We start from the raw sequence: 22792 nt of genomic DNA on the forward strand, positions 1-22792 counted from the left end.
CGCAGCACGACACCAATAGACGATCATGAGAGGGCCAGTTCGATCACAAGATCAGCGACAGATCCAGATGCGCAGCTTATCTTCGACGAGGCCGGAGCCTTCTGCGACCTGCAGGAACAGGACCCACACTATTCGGGTGGCTTCGGTGATACGAGCGTCCACGCCACCGCCGCCTGCTATTTCAACAGCGGAAACGGCGCACCGTATGTGGCCGAGAACATCTCGATCAAGACGCAGCTTTCCTACTCGGTGCTTCCTCCGTACTTCGAATTCGATCCGATTGGGGAACCATGTGTCGACTCGCGGCCGAACAGGTATAGTTACGAGGCGCCCTGTCACCGGCCGTGCCGGGACTACGGCTGGTATAAGGGCGAGTCTGAGATCGCCGTGACGATCAGGGGAGTGACCAAAGTGGGTTACGTCGACAACACCAAGTTGATCGAGGATTGTCCCGTACCACCGGCCTAGCGTCGAGTCGGGCGAGTCCTCATATCTGGCCGTCTATCACATGTACGATCTTGGTTATCACCCTTCGGTTGTCCCCGCATGATGAGTGAGCCCCTGCGCCGCAGCCTCCCGTGGCGCGCCCAGCAACTGCTGGGCGCGCCACGGGCGCTCGGTGTGCTCGCGGAGCTCGTCGGCCTGCGGCTGGGCGCCGTCCGAGATGCGTACGCCGGAAGTCCCGAACCACCTGTATTCCTTTCAACACTGAGGACGAACATGATCGGCCCGCTCCACGCCGCCGGGTGGGCCAGCCGCCGGCGCGAGCACAGCCCTCAGCCACGGACCGTGTTGGAACCTTACGTCGACGCGCTGCAGGACGTGGAACGCCTCACTGCCGTCACCCTGCGCGCCGTCTCCGGCTGGGCGTGGTATCCCCTACAGCAGTCCGTGCGGCAGTTCCTGCTTGCCGACGCTCCGGTCCTCGCCGATGTCGCCGTGCGGCTGTCGGCTGCGCCGGCGGCGTGGTGGTGGTGGGAGCCGCTACGCCGCCAGGACCAGATCCTGCTGGGCTCTCCCGCGACCCCACCCGATCTCGACGAACTCGCCGCCCGGGCCACTCCCCGGGAGGCCCCCCGGTTCCGCCTGCCCGCCGGCATCCGCACCTCGACCAGGCTGGGCCCCAGGCTCCCCGCCACCCAGCTCTGCGACGTCGGCGTCACGTCGCGGCACGGACCGCAGATCGGTTGCTGGAGTGTGCCGGTTACCGCCCACGCGCGCGTTTACGAGCTACATGGCCCCAGCGACTGGTTGCGCCTATGCGAGCGCCATCCGACCGTCGCCAACGTGCCCGGCGAATGGCTGACCTGGGGCATTCATACGCCTTGGGCGCTCAGCCCCGACTGGCGCGCCGTCGCCCACGAATGGGACGCCATACACCTCAGCGTCGCCGGACTGCTGACCGCATGCGGCAATCCCATGGTCACGGGAGCACGCGGGACGATCGCTGAGACTGCGGACAGCGAGATAACCATCTGGTTCCGTCCCTGCTTCGGCCGACCAACGCTATCCGCCATCTGGGACACCGAGCGGGATGACCTCCCAGCAGCCACGACGACGTCCGAGACGCCCCGCCGGGAAGGTCGAAGCCGACCGCCCGACGGATGACGTGGTGGGCCCCGTGAGCCACAGTAAGAGCGTGTCTTACGTGGGGTGTCTCCACCTTCCACCGGTGCCGGCCGAGGCGTTCGGTGCTCTCCACGCCGCGGCGGGCGATACGAACCGCGATACGGCGTCGGCGCAGGAAACAGCGCAGGTCCGGCTGGTCGTAGGCCTTGCCCGCACGCAGCTTGCCCGGGTGGCGTCGCCGCGGGCCGTGCGGGGAACGGACCGCGGGGATGCTGGCGACCAGCGGGATGTCGAAGCGCGGTTCGAGTGCGTGTTAGATTACCGGTGTTCTACGTGTAATTACCATGGTCAAGAATGTATTATTTTCATGATCGGATGTTGGTGCGCGCCTACGTTCCTCGCCTGCTCGACGTGGAGCTGCAGGATGTCCTCGCCTCCCACCCAGCCGTCCTCGTCGTCGGCCCCCGGGCGTGCGGCAAGACAACCACGACCCGGCGTGTCTGCCAGTCGATCCTGCGGCTGGACGTCCCGGCGCAGGCCGCGGTCGTCAGGGCCGACGCCGACGCGGCGCTGCGCGGGCTCGAGGAGCCTGTCCTGATCGACGAGTGGCAGGTCGTGCCCGAGGTGCTCGGCGCGGTGAAGCGGGCCGTCGATGACGATCCGCGCCCAGGGAGGTTCGTGCTCACCGGATCGTCGCAGGCCGACCTCACCGCCTCGGGCTGGCCTGCTACCGGCCGAATCGTCCGGCTGACGATGTATCCCCTCGTCGGTCGGGAACGCCACGGCGACCCGACCGCACCCTCGCTCATCGACCGGATCCTCGACGCCGACGCGGACGCGTTCGCGGATCCGCCTACCGGCTGGGACCTGCACACCTACCTGACCGAGGCACTCAGCAGCGGCTGGCCGGAGGCGCTGCGAACCGAGGCCGACCGAGCGCGCGACCGCTGGCTGACCGGCTACGTCGACCACCTCGCGACCCGGGAAGCCCCGGCCCTCGGCGTCGTACGAGACCCCCTGCGACTTCGCAGATATCTCCAGGCGATCGCCGCCAACACCGCCGGCTCGCCGACCCACAAGCTGCTCTACGACTCGGCGGGCATCGGACGCGACGCCGCCGTAGCCTACGACGACCTCCTCGACACCCTCATGATCACCCAGCGGGTCCCCGCCTGGGCGCGCAACCGCACGAGTCGCGCGGTCCGGCTGCCCAAGCGGTACCTCACCGACCCCGGCCTCCTTGCCCCGTTGCTCCGTATCGACCACCGCCGCGCGCTCCGCGACGGCGACCTACTCGGACGCATCATCGACACCCTCGTCGCCGCACAGTTCCGCGCCGAGTGCGCGCTGAGCGTAGTCGGCGCCGACATGTACCACCTGCGCGACGCCAACGGCCGCCGTGAGATCGACCTGCTCCTCGAAGCCCGAGACAGCCAGATCGTCGCCGTTGAAGTCAAAGCGTCCGCAGCCCCTTCGCGTGCCGACGCACGACACCTTGAATGGCTTCAGGCGGAGATCGGTGCGCGGTTCACACTCGGGCTCTTCGTACACACAGGCCCACGGATCTTCCAGCTCGCGGAGCGCGTCATCGCTGTCCCCGTGGCCAGCCTCTGGTCCTCGAGCTGAGAGCACCACCAGAGATTCACTGGCTGTCGGTTGTTCGTTGTTGCGGTGCGTTACTTCCATCATGCTATGCCACCAAAGAACCAGCAAGTAGCCGGGAGGAGTCTCACCTCCCGGCCATCGCAGAACCGTGTGGGAACCTCTCGATTCACACGGTTTCCATCGTCCAGCCGTCCAAGACCACGGCTTGCAGAGGTCACCGGCCCGGTCGGAGCCTCCGCACCTACCGGAGGTTCGGAACACGTGTTCAATTCCGCTTTACATTTGCGAGGCTTTGGCCGCCGCTGTCCGTCGCGCCGGGCTGGGGAATGGTGGCGGGTACCCCTGATCCGCTACGATCTCGGCGGCTATGCGACGGGAAGCGGGGGCGAGATGAGCGTCGGTGAGCGGGGTGTCACGGCCGGCGCGGTGAGCGTGCTGGTGGTCGTGGCGCCGGACCCAGAGTTGGACGTCGAGGCGGGTGATCGGCTGACGCGGCGGTTGCGCGCGGAGATCGGCGAGCTGGACGTCGAGTCGGTCGGGCTGGCGGCGGGTGGGAGCGTCCCGGAGGGCGCGGAGGTGGCCGACCCGGTCACGGTGGGGGCGATCGTGGTCGCGTTGGGCACCTCCGGCGGGGTGCTGCCGGCGCTGGTCGATACGGTGCGCGACTGGCTTGCCCGCCAGCGCCGGGCGCACCGGGTCTCGATGACCATCGACGGTGACTCCATCGAGGTGGAGCAGGCGTCGACGGAACAGCAGCGGGCGCTGGTCGACGCCTTTGTGCGCCGGCATTCGGCGGGGTAGGCGATGGGCCGACGGCTGGCGCTGTTGATCGCCACCTACGAGTACCAGGATGCCGGGCTGCGGCGGTTGACTGCCCCGGCGCACGACGCCGAGGCCCTTGCCGACGTCTTGGGGGATCCGCGGATCGCCGGGTTCGAGGTCACGGTTCTGGCCAACGAGCCGCACCACCAGGTGGAGCAGGCGGTCGGGGAGTTCTACCGGGACCGGCGTCGGGACGACCTGACATTGTTGTATTTCACCGGCCACGGGTTGAAGGACGACGCCGGCCGGCTGTACCTGGCGATGGCGAACACCCGCCGGGACGGTCTGTGGTTTACCGGCCTATCCGCAGAGGACGTCAACGAGGCCATGGAGAGCTGCCTTTCGCAGCAGAAGGTGCTGATCCTCGACTGCTGCTACAGCGGGGCCTACCCGGCAGGCCGGCTGGCGAAGGCCGACACGGCCGTGCACACCTTCGAGAGTTTCCGCGGCCGTGGCCGTACGGTGCTGACCGCCACGGACTCCACGCAGTACGCGTTCGAAGGCGACCAGCCGCACGGGGAGGCGGCGCGGTCGGTATTCACCCGCTACCTCGTCGAAGGCCTGCGCGACGGTAGTGCCGACCTCGACGGCGACGGCGACATCACGGTCGACGAGCTCTACCTTTACGTCCACGACCGGGTCGTGGCCGAGATGCCGCAGCAGCGGCCGAAGAAGCAGGACAACGTCCAGGGGCGGACCGTCGTCGCCAGGAACGTCAACTGGACGCTGCCTCCCTACCTACGGCATTCGGTGGACAGCCCGCTGGCCGCGGTCCGCCTCGCCGCTCTCGACGAAATGGACCGTCTGCACCGGGTCGGGAACGAGCTGGTGCGTGGGAAGGTCCGCGCCGAGTTTGTACGTCTCGCCAACGACGACAGCAGAGCGGTGTCGGATGCGGCGACCGCGCGGCTGCGGTCCCTCGACCCCGAAACGGGGGCAATCGCTCCGGCCGTCGCGGTGCCCCCGTTTTTTTTCCCCCCCCCGTGCAGGCGGTCGAGCCGCCGCCCGGACCGGCCGCGAGTGCCCCGCAGCTGGCGGTCGCGCCAGATCAGAGGGCGGTCCCGGACGAGGCGGACGCGCTCGAGCGGCCCCAGACGCTGCCCGGCGGCGCCCGGAAACACCTGCCCGCGGCCCGCCGGCCAGTCCCGCCCGGCCCTGCCGCGACGACACATCTCGACGGCGCTGCCCGCACGCCGCGCCCCCAGCCGGCGGACGAGGCACGCCGGGCCCCCTCCCACGGAGTCGCCGAGCGGGGATCCGGTACCGGCAGGGCTCAAGGTGACATTCGGGCAGAACTTATGTGGCGGTCCCCTTCCGGGAAAATTTATGTCATGCGCATCTTTGTCGACGAAGAACCACGCGCCGTTGAAATCCACGTATCTCTCTGGAAACCCGATCGTGTAGTCGTCGACGGCGTGCCACTCAAATTGACCTTTCGGCGCCTTATGCAGGATGCCTTCGGTGACGAGCAGATGTTCGCCTTCGAGCTGCCTCATGCGAGTGATCGACTGCCGGTCCAAGTGAGAGCGACCCGAGATTCCACGGGCGGCCTCAAGTCACTGGGCGGCATCAAGGGGACGTAATGAAGTAACAAATACGTGATCGAGAGCATCATCGCAGGTCACAGGCCTGTGGAGGGTTCGAAACGCGCAAGTTATTTCATTTCGACTCCCAAGTCGCTCGAGATCGCCGTCCGGGACGAAATCGTCTACACCAAGGAATGACCTCTTTCTCACTTTCTCACCTTCTCACCTACCGAGAAAGCAGCGGGGAGCGTAAACGTGGTAGAACGCCTACTTGCCGGAAGCAGCCCTGTCGCGATCGGGCGGACGGTGATTTCAGGAGCCTCGACCAAGATCAAATATTTCTTCCAATGGCACCTTCCAGTGGGGTCCACCGCTGAAGGGTGCCGGCTCGGCTGGACGGTCTTCATGGCCTTTCTTTTCGCGGGACCGGTGTTCAGGGCCGCCAGCGTGCGACCAACTCGGTCCGGTTGGTGCAGCCGAGTTTGGCGAGGATCGAGCGGACATGGCTTTCGATGGTGCGCTCGCTGAGCACCAGCCGCGCCGCGATCTCCCGGTTGGACATGGCCTGGACGACGAGCGCGGCCACCTCGTGCTCGCGGGGGGTGAGCGGGTCGGTCTCTCGGCGGGCGGCCGCCAAGTCGGCGAGCAGCCGGTCAGCGCGGGCCAGCGGCCCGGGCATGTCCAGCCGGCGAGCCTCGGCCGCGGCCGCGCCTGCGAGGGTCACGGCGGCGTCAGGGTCGTCGAGGCGGCGCAGCACGTCGGCGAGGGCCAGCCGGTTGAGCACGATGTGGGGGCGCGCGCCCATAGTGGCCCTGCATATAGCCAACGAAGAAGACCGTCGGTGTTCCGACCGCCCCTGAGTACGCGGCGTAGGGCTTCAGGTGGTTGGCGAGAACCTCCGCTGCCGCAGCGTCGCCGAATGCCTCGACCAGGTCGATCAGCAGCATCAGTATCCCGCCCCAGCGGAGATCGACGACCGGGCCGTCGAGCATCTGGCGCAGCTGCTCGTAGTATGCCTTCGCTTCCTCGCGGCGGCCCTCGAGTTGGCGAGTGTTGGCGCGGAACACCGTGATCAGCGGCGACGGCGGGACTGCTTCCAGCATCGGCCAGAAGTCGTCCGGGAGTTCGGCGGCGTCCCCTCGCAGCATGGCCAGGTGGGCGGCGAAGGCGTAGCTCAGCCCGATCGCCTGCGCGTCTCCGGCCCGCGAGCCTAGCCGCTGGGCCTCGATGTTGGCCGACCGCGCGGCGGCGCACCCGCCTTCCAGCGCAGCTCGGGCCGCCACGCCGCGCAACCGATGCCAGCTCGCCAGCGGAAGGCCGCTGCGGTCAGCCAGCATCGCGACGGCGGCCATCGCCTCGTCCACGACGTCGAGGCGACCGAGCTGGTAGGCGGCCCTGATCCGCCACTGCTGCCCGAGTACGGCGGCCAGCGGCTGGCTAAGCCGATCGGCTTGCTCGACGGCGGTCGCGGCCAGCCGCAGCCGTTCCTCCGCGTCGTCCGGACCGGCCAGCAACATCTCCCGGGCGCGGGCGGCATCCAGCAACGCCTGGGCGTCGCCGCTCGCCTGCGCGAGCTCCATCGCCTCGTCGACATACCGGTGGGCCGCCTCCGTGGATCCGACCTCGCCCAGGATCGTGGCGAGTTGTGACAGCACCTGTGCCCGCAATGCGGGCGGCTGCGGTGCGGCGAGCGCCGTCCGGCACAGCCGGGAGATCGCCTCGATGGCTTGCGGGAAGGTCACCCAACGCACCACCAGCGCCGCTGCGGCCACCAGGTCGTCCCTGCCTGCCCGCTGCGCTGCCGCAGCGGTTTGTTCGCATTGCCGGAGCGATTCGGTCAGCGCTCCGGCCAGGTAGTAGGCGCGCGCCAGCTCCAAGGTCGTCTGCGCGAGTTCCGCCTCACCGGTGCCAGCCTGCCGGAGCGCCGCTACCGCGGTGAGCAGGTGCGTGGCCGCCTCGTCGTAGGCCAAGGCCTGGACTGCCTCGACGGCGGCCTGCCTGGCTCACCGGGCTGCGCAGCGATGTGCGTGCTCGTGGCCGCCGGCGCGGCGCCAGTGACCGGCGACCTCGGCCGCGAGCCCGGGGACGGTGGACGATCGCACCTGCAGCGCGACGGCAGCCCGCCGCTGCGCCGCGCCACCTGCTCCGCGCGGGCGGCGGTGGAGGCCGCCGGGTCGAGCGCGGTGAGGTAGTCCCGGACAGCGGCTGCCGTCAGCGGTCGCAACGGCACGGCGTGGACGCTGTCCAGCCGGGACAGCTCACGCATGACGTCGCCGGCCTCGGCGCGCATCGTCGCGATCAGCAGCAGGTGGCTGTCGACGATCCCGCCGGCTACCTGCCGCACCAGCTCGACGGTGTTCGTGTCGGCCCAGTGCAGGTCCTCCAGCACGATCACCAGTGGTTCGGTGGCGGCCGTCAGCACCGCATCGGCGACCGCGGCCAGCGCGGCGAACCGCACGGCGGCCGCGCTCGCCGCGTCACCAGGTGCGCCACCAGGTACGTCGCCGCTCACCGCCCCCGCGAACAGATCGATGGCCCCGGCGCTACGCGCCCTCGCCCGCCGCGGCGGGCGAGGGCGCGTAGCGCCTGCTGCCAGGGCCACAGTGGCGGAGCGGAACGGTCGGCGAGGCTGTAGCCGCGGCCGACCGGCACCGCCGAGGACCTCGCGTCCGCCCGCAGCGACTCCTCCACCAGCCGGGTCTTGCCGATCCCCGCCGGGCCGGTGACCAGCAGGACCCCGCCTCGACCCGCCGCCGCCGTCCGCGCCCGCGAACGCAGCAGCGTCAACTCCTCCTGCCGCCCGACGAACGGGCGGTCATCACCGCGCACCCCACCAAGGATGGGGCAACCCCGGCCACGTAGATAGCCGGTTCCGTGCCGAAGTTCGGTACTGGTACTGAGGGACGGGGCCGGCCGGCGCGGGATCGTCGACCACGATCATCGGAACTCGACCGACGCAGGAGGCGCCCGATGGACCTCATCATCCAACCGATCTTCGGCATTCCCGACCCGCCCAGCACTGCGTGGGTGGACGACGTCCTGTCAGCCGTCCACGACGACGCTGGCGTCCTCGTCAGCCGGGCCATGTCGACGAGCGGGGACGACGGCGCGCCGGACGGGTTGATCACGCTCTGGCACGACGCCGGATCCGCGTCGGCCGGCCCCGCGGCTCCCCCGGTCGATGCCGGCGGCAGCGTCCGGCTGGGCGCCGTGCGCCGTTACACGGTGACCGGACACTTCGCCGGCGCCGCCACCGGTCCGGCCCTTTACCTGCGGCAGGCCAGCTTCGACGGGCCGCGCACCCCGCGGTGGACCGCGGCCTTCGACCGGGCGGGCACCGAGCGGATCTGGCCGGCCGTTCGCGATCTGCCCGGCATCGTCGCGACGCTGGTGGGCCGGGCGGACGACGGCGCCACCGTGATGTACCTGCTGGCCGAGACCGTCGAGGCGCTGGATGCGGCCACCGGGCGGGTCATGTCGACGTCGTTGCTGCCCGGCGAGGACCCGGCCCTGCTCACCGGCCCGGACCGGGTGGAGGTCCATCGCCTGATGCACGCCGTACTGCCCACCGCCGGGTCGTGACCGATCGGGTGGAGGGTGCCCGCAGCCGGGCCAGTTCGCCGGCGCGGCGGCGGTTTCTGGGTGGTGTTCGCACCCGGCCTGGGGGATGGCAGCACTCGTGAAACGCGGTGCCTGCGGCCTCGCGCCGACGGGGCCGAGCCGTGCATTGTCAGGCATATGAGGAAACGCTCGACTTTCGCACTTTTCCTTGATCGCTCGCCGCGAGAGAAGAAGTCAACTGATTACGCCCGTTGAGCTGGGTGGCATGTTTCTGGGGGTGGCACGGCCCGGTGTGGCGTGCGGGGAAACGAGCAGCTCGGGAGCCTGCTGGCGGGAGCATCGGCGCTTCCTATAACCGGCTCGAAAGCTGGACGCCGATGCTCCCGGATGTCACGATACCCGTCTCTCTAGCGACGCTGCTGGAGGGTTTCCGACCGTGTTTCACCGCACCGACGTTTCGAGTGTTCCGCGCCCTCGTCGTCGGGATGCTGGCCGCGACCGGCCGGCGGACGGTGCGCGGCATGCTCGTGGGGGCCGGGCTGTCACGGACCTTGCCGCACGACCGGGCGCACCGGTTCTTCGCCGCGGCCCGCTGGGACCCCAACCAGCTCGGTCTGGCACTCGCCCGTCTCGTCGTGCGACTGCTCGCCGCCCACAGCGCCCCGGTGCTGGTCGCGGTCGACGACACCCTGTTCACCAGGACAGGGAAAAAGGTGTGGGCCGCGGGCTGGTTCCACGACGGCTCCGCCCGAGACTCCCGCCAGATCGGCTTTGGGAACAACTGGGTGATCGTCGGGATCGTCGTGACCCTGCCGATGCTGGACCGGCCGGTGTGCCTACCAGTGCTGGCCCGTCTGGTCCGCAAGGACACCACCTCGGCGTCCCGGCTGTGGCTGGCCGCCCGCGCGGTCGAACAGCTCGCCGCTGTGCTACCCGGCCGCCGGATCCACGTCGTCGCGGACGCCGCCTACGCCGGTGACGAGCTGCGCACCCTGCCCAGCTCGGTGACCTGGACAACCCGACTCCGCAAGGACGCCGCCCTGTTCGCCCCCGCCCCGCCGCGGACCGGGAAACGCGGCCGGCCCCGCCTGAAAGGCGACCGGCTCGGCACGCTGACCCAGCTCGCCACCACCGAGACGTTCGTCCCAGTCACGGTCGTCCGCTACGGCCAGACCGTCACCGTCCACGTCGCCGCCGTGCGCTGCCTCTGGTACGGCGTCTTCGGCACCCGCCCGGTCACCGTGATCCTCGTCCGCGACAACGCCGGCCGTGCCGGCACCCACGACCTGGCACTCGTCACCACCGACACCCTCACCAGACCCGCCGACCTCGTCACCCGCTACGCCGCCCGCTGGTCGATCGAAGTCGCCATCGAAGACGCCAAACAGCTCATCGGCGTCGGCCAGGCCCGCAACCGGAAAGCCCACGCCGTCGAACGCACCGTGCCGTTCGGACTGGCCTGCCAAACCCTCGCGACCTGCTGGTACGCCACCGCCAGCCACCACCCCGACGACGCCACCGACCACCGCGACCGCGCACCCTGGTACACCACCAAGACCCGCCCCTCCACCGCTGACATCCTCGCCAAGCTCCGCCGCGTCCTCATCGCCGCCAAATATCAGGCCACACACCCCGAGCAGCCGACACCAGCAGAAATCCACACCCTCCGGCTGGCCTGGGAGACCGACGCCGCATAACTACGAAAGTCGAGATTCTAGGAAAATACCGGCAATAAATGAAGTGGAATCACGCTCCACTAGTTCGGCTAACAGGTCGCCCCAGCCACGACTCGAACCCCACAGCGGGCAGGCAACATCATCTATCGAGTCAAACGCATGTTCCGAACCTCTGGTGGGTCCGGACGCCCGCTACGCCACTGAACGAGGGATGACGCGGACGTCGAGGTCGGCGTCGAGAGCCTCGGCGAGCCGTTCCAGCACAGGCAGCGTCGGTACGGTGCCACCGGCCTCGAACCGCGCCACCGCCGACTGCGTCATGCCCGCCGCGCGGGCCAGTTCGACCTGACTCCAGGCACGCCGCTGGCGCAGCTCCCGCACCGACCTACCCAGCTCAAAGGCCAGCCTGGCCGCCTGGTAGGCCTCGCGCGCGCCCGGCTCGCCCATCCGGCGTTCCCTCAGCCCCACCCAGTCCGCCCGCTCAGCCATCGCCGTCATCCCCCTCATTCTCACCCGCCGTGTGCGACCCTGTCAGGCAGCGCGCCAGCGCGCCTCGCCCTGGATCCCTCGGCGACCTCCCTCATCCGCAACTTGGCAAACACCGTCAGAAGCACCACCCTCCGACCCGGCGCGATCCAGTAGGTCACCCGGATCGCCCGGCCCTCCAGATGAAACCGCAGCTCCCGCAGCTTGCCGTCGAGCTGCCGCGTGTACGGCTCACCCAGCAACGGACCCTGCTCGGCGAGCAGATCCACGTAGAAAGCAGCCGTCGCGAAATGCGCGGTCGGCAGCCGTTCCAGCCAGTCCCGAACTTCCGGTTCCAGCTCGACGGTACCCCAGGTCATAGCGTTGACGCTATAGCCGCGCGGCTGCGGTCCACCCGTCAGGACCGACACGGCCACCTGCCAGACCACGACACGCCGTGCACCAGCCCCACGGAATCATCTCCTGCGATACAGGAGACCCGAAGGTGGAGCTCGGCTCCCGGGGTGGGCTGAGCCCTCGATCGTCAATCGGTGCCCCTGAACGTGATCCACATCGATGTATGGCCCGGAAGCCGATCTCAGCGCCGGAATACCGACCAAAATACCGCGACAAAACATCTGACGGTCGACCCCGACGCACGTGCATCGCCTGGCCCCATCGGACTGGCATTCGCACGGCAGAGGTGATGATCCGCGAGCCACACCAGCGCACCGGGTTCCCCGAGGGTCGGACGCTGCCCCTCGCCTCGGACACGGAGCCTGCGCGCGATAGCCCGAGGCCCGGTGGCGCGGCGTCGGCGCCTCATCCTGGCATCGATCACGCAAGAAGCGACTCGGCGCGGCCCGGGTCCAGGATCATCACCACAGGAGTAATCGGCCGGCAATCAGGATGCTACACAATGCATGGATCACGCGCTGCGCGGCAAGAGACGCCTTTCCACGTACCGCCTTGCGCACCGCGGCGTCCTTCAGGACCGACTTGGCGTTGTTGAATCCGAGCGTGTAGCCGACTCCGGGGATCGTGTACGACTGCAGCCGCACCGGCGCGCCTTTCAGCGCGGCCTCCTCCGCGCGGCCGATCCGGCCGATAGCGTTGACCTGTCCCGACCGCAGGCTGCCGGTCCCGTACTCCGGACTACGGGGAGGTCCCGCCGGGACCTCGGGTCGAGCCGGCGGCTACGACGTCGGGAAGTACGACGTCGGGAAGTACGTCAGGAGGACGGCTCGTACGCCCGGAGGAAGGTGTCCACCGCGGACCGGGACAGCCCGCGCATCTCCTCCGGAGGAAGGTCGCGGGTGCCCATCCGGCTCCGGGTCTCCACAGGGCCGACGAGCAGCGCGAGAAACTGCTCGGCGGCCTCGGCGGGGTCACAGCGGCGGAGCCCCCCGGTGAGAGACAACCGGGCGAACCGGTCGGCCAACGCCTCACCGAGCTGGACGGACGTCCGCCCCTGGACGGTGTCGATCAGGTCGGGGAAGCGAGCGGCCTGGCCGTAGGTCAGCCAACGCAGCGCCCGGGAACGATGGCCGCAGCACACCTCGAGCATCCGCGCCGCGGTCTCCTCCAGGGCCGCTCGCAGGTCGTCCCCGGGATCGCGGAGCCGGTCGAGAGCGGCGAGGTTCTCCGCCAGCGCCGCCGCCGCCGCGGCCGCCATCGTCTGGCGGAACAGGTGCTCCTTGTCCTCCAGGTGGCTGTAGACCGTCGTCTTGGCGACGTTCGCCTCGTCGGCGATCTCCTTCACGCTCGTCTGCTCGTAACCCCGGCGCGCGAAGACGTCGAAGGCGGCATCGAGGATCGCCGCCCGTTTGTCGATGCGCCCACGCGACAACGCCCGCTCGACCGGCGGGGCCGCGCCGGCGAACGTAGCCCGGCTGGTCACCATGTTCGCCTGGTCACGAGATCCGGCTGGTCACCGTGTCGCCGGCCGACGGGCGCCTGCGGTGCGCTCATCGGTTCATCGTAACGTCGTCGGCGCGTCGTCCGCCGGGCCGGCGGGATCCGGTGGGATCCCGCCGGGATCCGGCGGAACGCCAGCCCGGTGACGCGGGCTCAGCGTGGTGCGGGGCGGCCGGGGCCCGGCGAGGCGCCCGTGGCGACCAGGCCGGCGGCCGGGGTGATGAGACGGTCCGCGATGAGCCACTGGCCCCCCTCGCAGCGGTAGACGTCCTCGACGAGCCCGATGGTGGTCCAGTCCGCTGGCCGGGGCCGCCCTCCGAAGTCCCGGGTCGCGGCCCAGTGCCAGACGGTCGCGTAGCCCGTGAGCCGGGGCTGGCCGCCGCTCCAGTCGATGTCGGGGGGCGCGCTGGTGTGGGCGATTGTGGGCCCGGACAACCGATGGTGGCCGCCGGCGGCGAGCATGAAGCCGACGAACTCGTCACGGCTGGCGAAGCGCTGCGGTGGGCCGGGCATAATCCGGTACTCGATGCGCGCGTCGCGGGTGAAGCACTGCCGGCCGAGCAGCTCGAACTCACTGAGGTCGGTGAGGCGGAAGAAGCGGAAGTGCGTCCCGAGGATGGCCCGCTCCGCCTCGAGGCGGCCGAGCCGGTCAAGGGCGGTCGTCATGATGTTCGGCTCCGTCCCGTCACAGCGCGATCGGCGGCGGCGAGCCGGTGGCGACCAGCCCCGCGACCGGGGTCACCCGGCGCCGGGCTATGAGCCAGCGGCCGCCCTCCTGGCGGTAGGCGTCCTCGACCAGGCCGACCGCGGTCCAGTCCGCGGGACGCAGCTCGCCCAGCCGGGCGTTGGCGGTGAACCAGTGCCAGTCCGTGGTGTAGGCGGACAGCCGCGGCTCGCCGTTGTCGTCCCAGTCGACGACGGTGAGGCCGGGAACGTGCGCGACCATCTCGGTCCGTGCCGCGAACTCGGTGAGCAGGTAGCGCGTGATCTCGTCCCGGCCGCGCAGCCGGCGCGGGCCCGGCAGGTGGTGGTCGAGCTCGGCGTCCGGGGTGAGGCACTCCGCCGCGACACGCTCGTACTGCCGGGTGCCCAGGAGCCGGAAGAACCGCGTGAAGGTCCGCAGGATCTCCCGTTCGGCGTCCAGCCGCGCGAGCCGGGCGTCCGTGTCGTCGGACGCGATCAGGTCGGGAAGTGTCACGTTCGGTGGCCTTTCGGTGTCAACGTTCTGCCGGACATGCTCAGCCGACCTCCATCGGCAGGTCGGCCCGCGCGGCCCACTCGATGATCGAGCCGTCGTAGACGGATCGCCGTCACGCACGCCCGGCCTCACACACGCTCGGCCCCGCCGACCGCCAGCACCCGGGAGCCGAGCCGGTCCGACAGCCGCCCGGCCAGTGGCATGACCAGCGCCGAGCCGAGCCCGAACGGCGCCAGCAGCAGGGCGGCCGCCACGACGCTGGCGCCGAACGCGGGGCGGTCGAACAGGCGCAGGTCGATCAGCGGTGGCGTGCCACGGGGGCGAAGGACGTGCGCGGCGTAGCCGCCGAGCAGAGCCGCGGCGATCATGCGGCGCAGTACGGGATCGAGCCGGTCCTGGGGCACCCGCGCCATCAGGCCTCTCCACTCGGTCGGATTCCATAGACAGAGATACGACCTCGGAGGTCGGCAAAAGCATATCATGAAGTCCTGGAGGCCGAACTCATGAGTATGGAACACACGACTCATGGGATTAGCTGGTTCTCGGCCGCGGCGCTCACCAGCTCACGGGCAGCGACCTCACTCCGAAGACCAGCGCGTCCGGCCGGTACTCGATCTCCTCGAATTCGACGTCTGGAGGTGGGTGAGCCGCCGCCGGTCCAGGCGTTGGCGGCCAGCGCGCAGATCGTTCGCACCTTCGTGGAGGACTACCACGAGCAGGTGGAGGAGCGGTATGTCTTTCCCTCTGGAGCAAGCCGGCCGTCTGACGGCTTCGCCGACGTCGTCACCCAGGTCGCCGCGGCCGAAAAGAAGCTCGGCATCTACGAGCTGTCCCAGTTCACCCCGCGCGGATAGCCCGCCATCACGGTCACCGTGACCGGTCGTCTGCCTCGGGGCAGCTCACCGGAGCAGGAGAAGGGAGGCAAAGATGCCGGACGTCGTCAGGGCGCTCAAGGCGGACGGGCCGGCGGAGACGATTCTGATCCGGCTGCTCGTCGGCGCGGTGTTTGTGCCCGAGGGCATCCAGAAGTTCCTGTTCCCGGACAAGCTCGGCCCGGGCCGCTTCGACAAGATCGGTATTCCGGCGCCCGGGTTCTTCGCCTACTTCGACGGAACCATCGAGATCGTCTGTGGCTGTCTGCTGTTGGCCGGCCTGCTTACCCGGCTGGCATGCCTGCCGCTGCTGGTCGACATCTGCCTCGCGATCGTCCTGACCAAGCTACGCGAGCTGCAACCGGCCGGTTTCCTCGGCGTGTCAGGTTTCTGGGGGATGGCGCACGACGCCCGCACCGACTGGTCGATGCTCCTCGGCCTGCTCTTCCTCCTGATCGGCGGACCGGGACGGTATTCCCTCGACGCCCTGCTCGCTCGCCACCTCACCGGCCGCCGTCCAGCCTCGCCGTGAGGCGTTTCGGTGTCCGGTAACCGCGGACCAGCCGGGCTGCGCTGACTGGTCCGCGGGGCGGTGGCGGACCCGGTCAGCGGGCGGGTGGTGGGGGCAGTGCGGTGTCGGGTAGCAGGGTAGCGATGAGGACATGGACGTCGGTGCGGCTGTGCAGCGCGCTATCTGCGTAGTGACGGGTCAGCGCGGCGGCCTGGTCAGGCACGGTGCACAGCACCAGCGCGACCACTGCCGCGTCGAACGCCGCGCTGAGGCGCGGGTAGACCCGGGCGAAGATGGGGTGAGACACGGCGGGCACGGTTCCTCCTGAAGGGCGGGCAGGGTGAGGGTGCCCGCGCGGGCCGCCGGCCACGGCGGCTGCTGCGGCTGCTGCGGCTGCTGGCGGACGTTGTCCGGTCAGCGCGGCCCCGGCCCGGACCGCGCCTCGTCGCGGTCAGTGTGCTGTCTCTCGTTGTGCTGTCTGTCGTCGCGGCTGGGCAGCGGGGGTATGCGTCTCATACATCCGGACGGCGACTACGAGGCCGGACGCCGCGGTGAGGGCGGTGACGGTCCAGATCGCGGCGGGGATGCCGGCGAGGTCGGCGATCGCTCCGGCGAGCAGCGCCCCGATGGCGAAGCCGCTGTCGCGCCAGAGGCGGTAGACGCCGACGGCGCGGGCGCGCCAGGCGGGGTGGGCGACGTCGCCGACGGCGGCCAGCAGGGTGGGGTAGACCATGGCGGTGCCGGCGCCGAGCAGGACGGCGGCCACCGCCCAGACGGTGAAGCTATGTCCGGCGGCGACCACGGCAAGTGCGCAGGCTTGGATGCCCATGCCCGCGATGATGAGTCGTTTGCGGCCGATGCGGTCCGACAGCGCGCCGGTGGCGAGTTGCCCGACTCCCCAGACGGCGGGGTAGAGGGCGGCGAGGATGCCGATGCGGGTCAGTGACAGCCCGGCGGTGGTGAACAGGATGGGGAACAGGCCCCAGGCGAGGCCGTCGTTGAGGTTGTTGACCATTCCGGCCTGGCTGACCGCGGACAGCGCAGGTTCGGTGAAGCTGGTCTGGGTGAAGATCCGCCGGGGGGTGAGCCCGCCGTGGAGGTGGTCGTGCATCCCGTCCGGGCGGGCGTGGTGGCCGGCGGCTTCAGCGCGGGCGTGTCCCTGGGTCTCGCGGACGGCGAGGGTGGACAGGCCCAGGCCGAGGGCAGCGTAGACGATCCCGACCAGGAACGGGGCGGGGCGCAGCCCGTGGTGGGCTGCCAGGTAGCCGGTGGCCAGGGCGGTAACCGCGACGGCGAGGTAACCGGCGGCCTCGTTGAATCCCATCGCCAGCCCGCGCCGCGCCGGCCCGACCAGGTCGATCTTCATGATGACGGTCGTGGACCAGGTCAGCCCCTGGCTTACCCCGAGCAGCACGTTCGCCGCGACCACCCAGCCCCAGGTGGGCGCCCAGATCAGCAGCAGCGGCACGGGCGCGGCGACCACCCAGCCGGTCACCAGGACCGGTTTGCGGCCGTACCGGTCCGACAGCGCGCCGGCCAGGTAGTTGGTGGCGGCCTTCGTGACTCCGAACGCGACGATGTAGGTCAGCGCGGCGGTGTAGGCGGTCAGGCCGAAGGTGTTCTCAGCGAGCAGGGGCAGGATGGTGCGTTCCTGGCCGAGCATCCCGCCGACGAGGACGCCGAGGTCGCGGCGGCCGGCGCGCAGGAGGAGGCTGGCGGCGCCCATGGCGCGTTCCCCGTGCCCGCACATCACGACCGTCGGCCCCGCAGGCAGGATGGCGGGCAGATCATCCACTCTGGCTGGCAGGTCGCCGAGCTCGACGTGGATGGCGCCGGGCAGGTGCCCGGCGGTGAACTCTGCGTGCTGGCGGCTGTCGAGGACGTGCGCTGTGCCGAGCCGACCGGGCTGGACCAGGGGGATGGTGGCGGTCGGGTGGCCGGCCGCCGTCCATGCGTCGAGGCCGCCGCCGAGCTCACCGGCCAGATTGTCGTAGCCGATCTTCAGCGCCTGCCAGAGGATCTCTGCCGGGTCCTGGTCGGCGTTGCGGATGACGATGATCGGCCGGTCGTGCGGCGCAAGCCAGCCCAGCCAACTGGCGAACGCCGGCCGCAGCGGGATCGACAGTGCTCCGGGGATGTGACCGGCTGCGACGTCGGGCAGCGGGCGCACGTCGAGTAGTTCGGCTCCTTCGCCCAGCAGCGCCCGGACCTGGGACACGTCCAGGCAGGCCAGCGCAGGCGGCGCGTCGAGAACGGCGGGGCCACGGCGGTTGGCATCGCCGAGGCGCAGGAAGTAGGGCGGGAAGCTACCGAGCGAGCCCAGCAGCGCGGCGACGAACGCGTCCTCGCTGCCGGCGTGCAGCAGCGGGTTGGTGGCCTTCTCCCGGCCGATTGTCGTGGTCCGCTCCGCGCCCGGCGGCGCGGAGCAGAACGATCCGGCGCCATGGGTGGGCCACACCGCGACGTCGTCGCCGAGGTCCAGCAGTCGCTGCAACGAGGCGTACTGGGCGCGGGCGAGCGCCTCGGTCCGGTCCGGCGCGACCAGGTCGATGCGGGCCGCCGCCCCCACCAGCAGCGACCCGCCGGTGAACACTCCGAGCGACCTGTCGCCGTCGAACAGGACGAACGCCAGATGCTCCGCCGTGTGACCCGGTGTGGCCACCGCATGCAGCCGCAGCCCACCGAGGTCGACGTCGTCGGCGTCCCGCAGCCCGATGTGGGGGAACGTGCGGTTGCCGGCGGCTGAGGCCAGGATGCGGGCCCCGTCGTCGGCGGCGAGCTGGCGGGCGCCGGACAGGAAGTCGGCGTGCAGGTGCGTGTCGGCGACGAACGCGACACGCAGCCCGCGGGCGTCGGCGGCGGCCCGCAGCGTGCGCAGGTCCCGGCTCGGGTCCACCACCAGCGCCCGGCCGTCACCCAGTTCGACCAGGTAGGTCGAATTCCCCAGCCCCTCGTCGACGAGGGGAACCAGCCCTGCCCCGACCTCGATCGCTGCCATGCCGACCTCCCGAGCAGCTCCGCGGCAGCATGCCGCCACCCCGGTTATACAGTAATCCAGAGATTACTGGAATATAGTCCGTGGGAGTCCGCTGTGGGTGATCGGGACCGCAAAGCCGCGCTCTACGAGCAGTTCGCCCGGGTGGGTAAGGCACTGGCCAGCGGCAAGCGGCTGGAGCTACTCGACCTGCTCGCCCAGGGCGAACGCAGCGTCGACGCCCTCGCCCGCGCCGCCGGCCTCGGCCTGACCACCGCTTCAGCGCACCTTCAGACGCTGCGCCAAGCGGGCCTGGTCACCACCCGCCGTGACGGCACCCGCATCCACTACTCACTGGCCGGCGACGACGTCGCCGCCCTCTACACCCACCTGCGCTCGGTCGCCCACGCCCACCTCGCCGACGTGGACGCGGCCCGCATCGCCTACCTCGGCGTGACGGGCGCGGCCGACGGCGGCGAACCGGTACAGGAGGTCACCCGCGACGACCTGCTCGAACAGGTACGCACAGGCCGGACCGTCGTCCTCGACGTCCGCCCGACCGAGGAGTACCTCCAGGGCCACATTCCCGGCGCGCTGGGCATCCCGCTGGAGGAGCTGACCGACCGGCTCGACGAGATCCCCGCCGACGCGGCGATCGTGGCCTACTGCCGTGGCGCGTACTGCGTGCTAGCCCACGACGCCGTCCGCTTCCTGCACGCCCAGAGACGCACCGCGGCACGCTTGGCCGACGGCATGCTGGAATGGCGCCTCGCCGGCCTCCCCGTCCAGACGGCCGCAGCATAGAACCCGGCGAAGTGTCCCTCCGCGCCGCGCTCTGAATGCGACAAGCCTGGGGTGACTCGGGATCGGGGAAGAGCCCGGCGCGCTGACCTACCGGGACTGCCGTCCCCACGGCTTGTCCGCCTGGCCCCTCCTCCCGGTCCCCGGCGACGGCGCGATGGTGGCGTGCGATGAACGCCGGGGTGGACGCGACGTAGGCCGACCAGCGGTCACCGAACCCGCGGCGACCTCTCGGTCCTCGCCCCAGGCCCTGCGTGGATGGTCAGTGCGTCGTCGGCTCGGCGCAGAGCTGACCATGCTGGGCAATTGGGCACACGGCGGTGAGCGGATTGACCCGGCGACGTCGGATCATCCAGCACCTGCGCTCCAGCGCGACTCGCCGCACTCTGGAAGCGGGAGGGAGCGCGGCGTGGGGACCGATTCGGGTCGTCCCGTCCGCTCGCTCCGGGAGGTGACAGTGATGATGTACTGGTACGACGGCCATGGAATGAGCGGCTGGGGCTGGTTTGCGATGTCCCTGGGCATGCTGCTGTTCTGGGCTGTGCTCATCATCGGGGCGGTGCTGGTGGTACGGGCGCTGACCCACGCCGGCGATCGCGGCCGTCCCCCGATGTGGCCACCCGCCGCGCCTCCGGCCGCCGATGGGCCCGCCGGACCGTCTCCCGAGCAGGTCTTGGCCGACCGCTTCGCCCGCGGGGAGATCGACGAGCAGGAGTACCGCGCCCGTCTGGCCGCGCTCCGCGAGACGGCCGACCGCCTCGTCAAACACTGACGGCCGACCGAGGCCTCGACCGACTGCGGCACGCTCACCCCGAGCATGGGCGGCGCGCCAGCCGACCAGCGGCGCTGGCCCATGGCCTCGCATCCGCGCGCCGCGTCGGTTCAGCGGGCCATGGGTGGTCCCCACCGAACCGACGCGGGAGGCGGTCAGGTGACGTAGGACAGGATGCATGAGCGACGACGACCACGGGCACGGGCACGGTGGCTCGGGTGGGCACGGCGGGCATGCGCACGGCCCGGCCGCCGACGCCGACCGCACCTTGCGGCCCGCCCGCTCCTTCACGACCACTCATCGACAGGGGCGGGGCCGGGGAGCAAGGCAGGGACCGGACGAATCTGGCCGGCGTGCTCGCAGCGACAGGACGCAACTCTCGCGCCGCTCCCGGCTCCAGACTTAGTTACGCGCTCACCACGCAAGATCAAACGGGCTCACAACCCGACCCCGCCGAGATCATTTCACGCCGTCGCGACGTCCACAGGCCCGGCTGACTTGGTTGAAGGCCCTGAAATCACCGTCCGGCCGGTCGCCACACGTGCCACGAACAGGGACGATGCTCGGTGATCGTGCCGACCGGAACATCGTCTACCGAGGAGAACAAGCGTTCCGAACGCCTGGCGGTCCGGGCACTTCCGGGCCCCCTGGTGACCGTGATCGTTGGGCATCGTGGTCGTGTCGACCTTCCTATTCCGCCTCGGAATGTGCTTGTGCTCAGGCTGCGGCCGCGCCGAGGAGGGGCTGGCGGCCAGTACGTCCACACCCAGGGCGATGTGCCCGTGGTCAGTGCGGCTGGTCGGGTTGGCTGGCGACGAGCGGGAATTCTGCCTTGAGGAGCATTGTCAGTTGCTCCTGGAGCTCGCGCAGCGCGGTCGTGGCGATTCGCCACACAATTGACCAGTCGACGTCGAAGTAGGTGTGAACGGCGATGTTGCGGAAGCCTGTGACGGACCGCCACGGCACGTCCGGCCAGCGCGCGCGGATCTCGGGCGGCACTCGCCCGGCCGCCTCGCCGATCACCAGAAGCTTCTACAGAACGGCGCTCTGGATCAGGTCGCTCGCCAGGAACGCGGTCTCGTCGACGTCCCGGACGAACGCCGTCGCGGCGACCGCAGCTTCGATCATGTCGACGAGGTACAGCTCATCACGCCGCATAGAGGACCCGAGCCTCCGATCGCGGATGACCCATTTCAGCCGAGACTTGGGAACCAGGTCGACGCAACGACCGACGATCTTCTCAAGCTCGTCCCGGAGATCGACGATCTCGAAGCCAAGCGTCGAGTCGGGCGCCAGCACGTACAGCAGGTCGACGTCCGAGGAGTCGGTGTCGTCGCCGCGAGCCGCCGAGCCGAAGACGGACAGCTCGGCGACGCCGTAGCGCCGGCACACCTCGGCGATCCGGCTGTCACGAAGGTCGACGGTCACCTGGCCATTATCGCCTCCAGACAGCCACGACCGCACGACTCGGGTACCGCCTCACGCGCGACGCCCACCGGCGTCCTGCGTGCCGCGCGAACCACCACCCAGCCGCGACCCGAAGCGTCGCGAAGCAGTCCGACGCACGAGGTGCATCTGGTCATGCGTCCAGTCGCCGGCGCCGCCGAGTTGCCCGATCCACTCCGCGGACAGCTTGCCGCGAGATTCGCACCCAGAGTCCAAGCATGGGGGCATAGTCGCGGCGGCGGCTCGGTTGGGTGAGGACCTCGACGCTGTCGATGGCCTGGTCGATCGCGCCGGGGAGATGGCCGAACGGGCCGTCGGGTCGGTGTCCGAGCCGGGTGAGGAGGGCTCGCAGCTACGGATCGCTGATCGCATCGGTCAGCGCACGGGTGAGGCGCCCGGCGCCGAGTACCCGGATGTCCCGGGAATGAAAGCGGCGCGGCGCGGGGTCGACAGGCTCGGCCAGACCAAGCTGGTTCGTGGCGTCGGCGAGGTGACTGGCCGTGGCGCACAACGCTGCTTCGCGTTCCCGCCACCGCGTCGCGTCGAGCGCGTGGCGCAGGTGCCGACCGACCTGGTCCGCGAGGGTCAACTGCGCGAACGCGGTCATCAGCCACTTGCTGTACGGGGCCCAGCGGCGTTCGAGGAGGAATCCGATCCGGGCAAGGTCGCGGGCGACGCGGGCGGTGAGTATGCGTGAGCCGAGGTCGCCGCCGCGGCCACCTGCGCGGCCGATGAACGGTTCTTCCTACTGATGGTGCGGCCGGCCGTCGTGTCGGTGTCGCTGTCGGGATAGACAACCGGGAAACCGCCGAACCCGGCCGGCAGCCTCTCCAGGGCGACGTCGAGCGGCGTGGTGTCGAGACCTGGCGGGACGAAGAGCTGGACGCGGGGGCCAAAGTCGTGGTCCGTGGAGACCTCGTCGTCGAAGCCGAGCACCTCGGAACCCTCACCGAGCAACGCGGCAGCGTGGGGCACCCCCGCGGCCAGCGGCCGAACCGCCTGTTCGTAGAACCGCCGGGAAAGATCGCGACCGGACACGGCTCTGAGTTACTCCTCAATGCTTCCTGTCATGAACCA

Annotated in this window: 28 protein-coding genes and 3 pseudogenes; 11 read left to right on the forward strand and 20 right to left on the reverse strand. The window is 70.1% G+C overall.

Features of this window, described 5'->3' with window-relative positions:
• Together ACY5KJ_RS01985 and ACY5KJ_RS01990 are read left to right on the forward strand one after the other, a co-directional pair.
• Positions 1-468, forward strand: a 468-nt coding sequence (locus ACY5KJ_RS01985) for a hypothetical protein (RefSeq protein WP_462202645.1), incomplete at its 5' end; no start/stop codon positions are given.
• Between the two features lie 78 nt (positions 469-546).
• Positions 547-1608, forward strand: coding sequence for a hypothetical protein (locus tag ACY5KJ_RS01990; RefSeq protein WP_462202647.1), 1062 nt, complete (start codon positions 547-549; stop codon positions 1606-1608).
• A gap of 49 nt (positions 1609-1657) precedes the next feature.
• Here ACY5KJ_RS01990 and ACY5KJ_RS01995 read toward each other — a convergent pair.
• Positions 1658-1852: pseudogene (locus tag ACY5KJ_RS01995) on the reverse strand (IS5/IS1182 family transposase); the annotation flags it as partial.
• A gap of 92 nt (positions 1853-1944) precedes the next feature.
• Between ACY5KJ_RS01995 and ACY5KJ_RS02000 the strand changes: the two are divergent.
• The 3 genes from ACY5KJ_RS02000 (at position 1945) to ACY5KJ_RS02010 (ending at position 5400) form a co-directional block, all read left to right on the forward strand.
• Positions 1945-3195, forward strand: a complete 1251-nt coding sequence (locus tag ACY5KJ_RS02000; protein ID WP_462186727.1) for an ATP-binding protein — start codon at positions 1945-1947, stop codon at positions 3193-3195.
• Between the two features lie 369 nt (positions 3196-3564).
• Positions 3565-3975 carry an effector-associated constant component EACC1 gene (locus ACY5KJ_RS02005; RefSeq protein ID WP_462202649.1) on the forward strand — a complete coding sequence of 137 codons (411 nt, stop codon included), beginning with the start codon at positions 3565-3567 and terminating at the stop codon, positions 3973-3975.
• Positions 3976-3978: 3 nt separating this feature from the next.
• Positions 3979-5400 (forward strand): caspase family protein, encoded by a 1422-nt coding sequence (locus ACY5KJ_RS02010; RefSeq protein WP_462202651.1) that lies wholly within the window; start codon positions 3979-3981, stop codon positions 5398-5400.
• A gap of 88 nt (positions 5401-5488) precedes the next feature.
• Here ACY5KJ_RS02010 and ACY5KJ_RS02015 read toward each other — a convergent pair whose 3' ends face one another.
• The 5 genes from ACY5KJ_RS02015 to ACY5KJ_RS02035 form a co-directional block, all read right to left on the reverse strand.
• Positions 5489-5611 carry a hypothetical protein gene (locus ACY5KJ_RS02015; protein WP_462186718.1) on the reverse strand — a complete coding sequence of 41 codons (123 nt, stop codon included), beginning with the start codon at positions 5609-5611 and terminating at the stop codon, positions 5489-5491.
• Between the two features lie 344 nt (positions 5612-5955).
• Positions 5956-6306 (reverse strand): helix-turn-helix domain-containing protein, encoded by a 351-nt coding sequence (locus ACY5KJ_RS02020; RefSeq protein WP_462202653.1) that lies wholly within the window; start codon positions 6304-6306, stop codon positions 5956-5958.
• The gene (locus ACY5KJ_RS02025) at positions 6254-7492 is read right to left on the reverse strand and encodes a hypothetical protein (protein ID WP_462202655.1); all 1239 of its coding nucleotides are present in this window, start codon (positions 7490-7492) and stop codon (positions 6254-6256) included. Before ACY5KJ_RS02025 ends, ACY5KJ_RS02020 begins: the two co-directional genes overlap by 53 nt.
• A complete protein-coding gene (locus ACY5KJ_RS02030; RefSeq protein WP_462202656.1) occupies positions 7450-8034 on the reverse strand; it encodes a hypothetical protein in 585 nt (194 codons plus the stop codon). The genes ACY5KJ_RS02025 and ACY5KJ_RS02030 overlap by 43 nt, the downstream gene beginning before the upstream one ends.
• Positions 8031-8351: an ATP-binding protein gene (locus ACY5KJ_RS02035; protein ID WP_462186715.1), complete on the reverse strand. Its 321-nt coding sequence runs from the start codon at positions 8349-8351 to the stop codon at positions 8031-8033. Before ACY5KJ_RS02035 ends, ACY5KJ_RS02030 begins: the two co-directional genes overlap by 4 nt.
• A gap of 141 nt (positions 8352-8492) precedes the next feature.
• Between ACY5KJ_RS02035 and ACY5KJ_RS02040 the strand changes: the two genes are divergently transcribed.
• Positions 8493-9104 (forward strand): hypothetical protein, encoded by a 612-nt coding sequence (locus ACY5KJ_RS02040; protein WP_462186714.1) that lies wholly within the window; start codon positions 8493-8495, stop codon positions 9102-9104.
• A gap of 356 nt (positions 9105-9460) precedes the next feature.
• Complete coding sequence (locus ACY5KJ_RS02045; RefSeq protein ID WP_462202658.1) at positions 9461-10780, forward strand: IS701 family transposase; 1320 nt, start codon at positions 9461-9463, stop codon at positions 10778-10780.
• 171 nt (positions 10781-10951) lie between these two features.
• Here ACY5KJ_RS02045 and ACY5KJ_RS02050 read toward each other — a convergent pair whose 3' ends face one another.
• From ACY5KJ_RS02050 to ACY5KJ_RS02080, 7 genes are all read right to left on the reverse strand, one after another.
• On the reverse strand, positions 10952-11248 hold the full coding sequence (locus tag ACY5KJ_RS02050) for a helix-turn-helix domain-containing protein (RefSeq protein WP_462186725.1): 297 nt from the start codon (positions 11246-11248) through the stop codon (positions 10952-10954).
• Between the two features lie 20 nt (positions 11249-11268).
• On the reverse strand, positions 11269-11604 hold the full coding sequence (locus ACY5KJ_RS02055; protein ID WP_462186713.1) for a type II toxin-antitoxin system RelE/ParE family toxin: 336 nt from the start codon (positions 11602-11604) through the stop codon (positions 11269-11271).
• Positions 11605-12102: 498 nt separating this feature from the next.
• Positions 12103-12285 (reverse strand): hypothetical protein, encoded by a 183-nt coding sequence (locus tag ACY5KJ_RS02060; protein ID WP_462202660.1) that lies wholly within the window; start codon positions 12283-12285, stop codon positions 12103-12105.
• Positions 12286-12455: 170 nt separating this feature from the next.
• Positions 12456-13127 carry a TetR/AcrR family transcriptional regulator gene (locus tag ACY5KJ_RS02065; protein ID WP_462186711.1) on the reverse strand — a complete coding sequence of 224 codons (672 nt, stop codon included), beginning with the start codon at positions 13125-13127 and terminating at the stop codon, positions 12456-12458.
• A 167-nt stretch (positions 13128-13294) separates the two neighbouring features.
• Entirely contained in the window at positions 13295-13807 is a 513-nt protein-coding gene (locus tag ACY5KJ_RS02070; protein WP_462186710.1) for a nuclear transport factor 2 family protein, read from the reverse strand.
• A 19-nt stretch (positions 13808-13826) separates the two neighbouring features.
• A complete protein-coding gene (locus ACY5KJ_RS02075; RefSeq protein WP_462186709.1) occupies positions 13827-14339 on the reverse strand; it encodes a nuclear transport factor 2 family protein in 513 nt (170 codons plus the stop codon).
• A gap of 128 nt (positions 14340-14467) precedes the next feature.
• Positions 14468-14752, reverse strand: coding sequence for a hypothetical protein (locus tag ACY5KJ_RS02080; protein ID WP_462186708.1), 285 nt, complete (start codon positions 14750-14752; stop codon positions 14468-14470).
• A 210-nt stretch (positions 14753-14962) separates the two neighbouring features.
• Here ACY5KJ_RS02080 and ACY5KJ_RS02085 point away from each other — a divergent pair.
• Positions 14963-15107, forward strand: a pseudogene (locus ACY5KJ_RS02085) (hemerythrin domain-containing protein); the annotation flags it as partial.
• 159 nt (positions 15108-15266) lie between these two features.
• On the forward strand, positions 15267-15743 hold the full coding sequence (locus ACY5KJ_RS02090; protein ID WP_462186707.1) for a DoxX family protein: 477 nt from the start codon (positions 15267-15269) through the stop codon (positions 15741-15743).
• 73 nt (positions 15744-15816) lie between these two features.
• Here the strand turns inward: ACY5KJ_RS02090 and ACY5KJ_RS02095 are convergent, their stop codons facing one another.
• The 3 genes and pseudogenes from ACY5KJ_RS02095 to ACY5KJ_RS02105 all read right to left on the reverse strand — a co-directional run.
• Positions 15817-16038: a hypothetical protein gene (locus ACY5KJ_RS02095; RefSeq protein WP_462186706.1), complete on the reverse strand. Its 222-nt coding sequence runs from the start codon at positions 16036-16038 to the stop codon at positions 15817-15819.
• Between the two features lie 135 nt (positions 16039-16173).
• The gene (locus ACY5KJ_RS02100; protein ID WP_462202673.1) at positions 16174-17643 is read right to left on the reverse strand and encodes an MFS transporter; all 1470 of its coding nucleotides are present in this window, start codon (positions 17641-17643) and stop codon (positions 16174-16176) included.
• A gap of 33 nt (positions 17644-17676) precedes the next feature.
• Positions 17677-18720: pseudogene (locus tag ACY5KJ_RS02105) on the reverse strand (MBL fold metallo-hydrolase); the annotation flags it as partial.
• Between the two features lie 93 nt (positions 18721-18813).
• On the opposite strand from ACY5KJ_RS02105, the gene ACY5KJ_RS02110 reads away from it, so the two are divergent.
• Both ACY5KJ_RS02110 and ACY5KJ_RS02115 read left to right on the forward strand, forming a co-directional pair.
• On the forward strand, positions 18814-19500 hold the full coding sequence (locus ACY5KJ_RS02110; RefSeq protein WP_462186705.1) for an ArsR/SmtB family transcription factor: 687 nt from the start codon (positions 18814-18816) through the stop codon (positions 19498-19500).
• A 457-nt stretch (positions 19501-19957) separates the two neighbouring features.
• Entirely contained in the window at positions 19958-20269 is a 312-nt protein-coding gene (locus ACY5KJ_RS02115; RefSeq protein WP_462186723.1) for an SHOCT domain-containing protein, read from the forward strand.
• A 786-nt stretch (positions 20270-21055) separates the two neighbouring features.
• Here the strand turns inward: ACY5KJ_RS02115 and ACY5KJ_RS02120 are convergent.
• The 4 genes from ACY5KJ_RS02120 to ACY5KJ_RS02135 all read right to left on the reverse strand — a co-directional run bounded on the left by ACY5KJ_RS02120 (position 21056) and on the right by ACY5KJ_RS02135 (position 22753).
• On the reverse strand, positions 21056-21292 hold the full coding sequence (locus tag ACY5KJ_RS02120; RefSeq protein ID WP_462202663.1) for a HepT-like ribonuclease domain-containing protein: 237 nt from the start codon (positions 21290-21292) through the stop codon (positions 21056-21058).
• Positions 21293-21301: 9 nt separating this feature from the next.
• Positions 21302-21697, reverse strand: coding sequence for a nucleotidyltransferase domain-containing protein (locus ACY5KJ_RS02125; RefSeq protein ID WP_462186704.1), 396 nt, complete (start codon positions 21695-21697; stop codon positions 21302-21304).
• Positions 21698-22067: 370 nt separating this feature from the next.
• The gene (locus ACY5KJ_RS02130) at positions 22068-22406 is read right to left on the reverse strand and encodes a DUF4037 domain-containing protein (RefSeq protein WP_462186722.1); all 339 of its coding nucleotides are present in this window, start codon (positions 22404-22406) and stop codon (positions 22068-22070) included.
• Positions 22322-22753: a hypothetical protein gene (locus ACY5KJ_RS02135; RefSeq protein WP_462186703.1), complete on the reverse strand. Its 432-nt coding sequence runs from the start codon at positions 22751-22753 to the stop codon at positions 22322-22324. Before ACY5KJ_RS02135 ends, ACY5KJ_RS02130 begins: the two co-directional genes overlap by 85 nt.
• Positions 22754-22792: the final 39 nt, after the last annotated feature.

Source organism: Frankia sp. CcWB3, assembly GCF_977927595.1.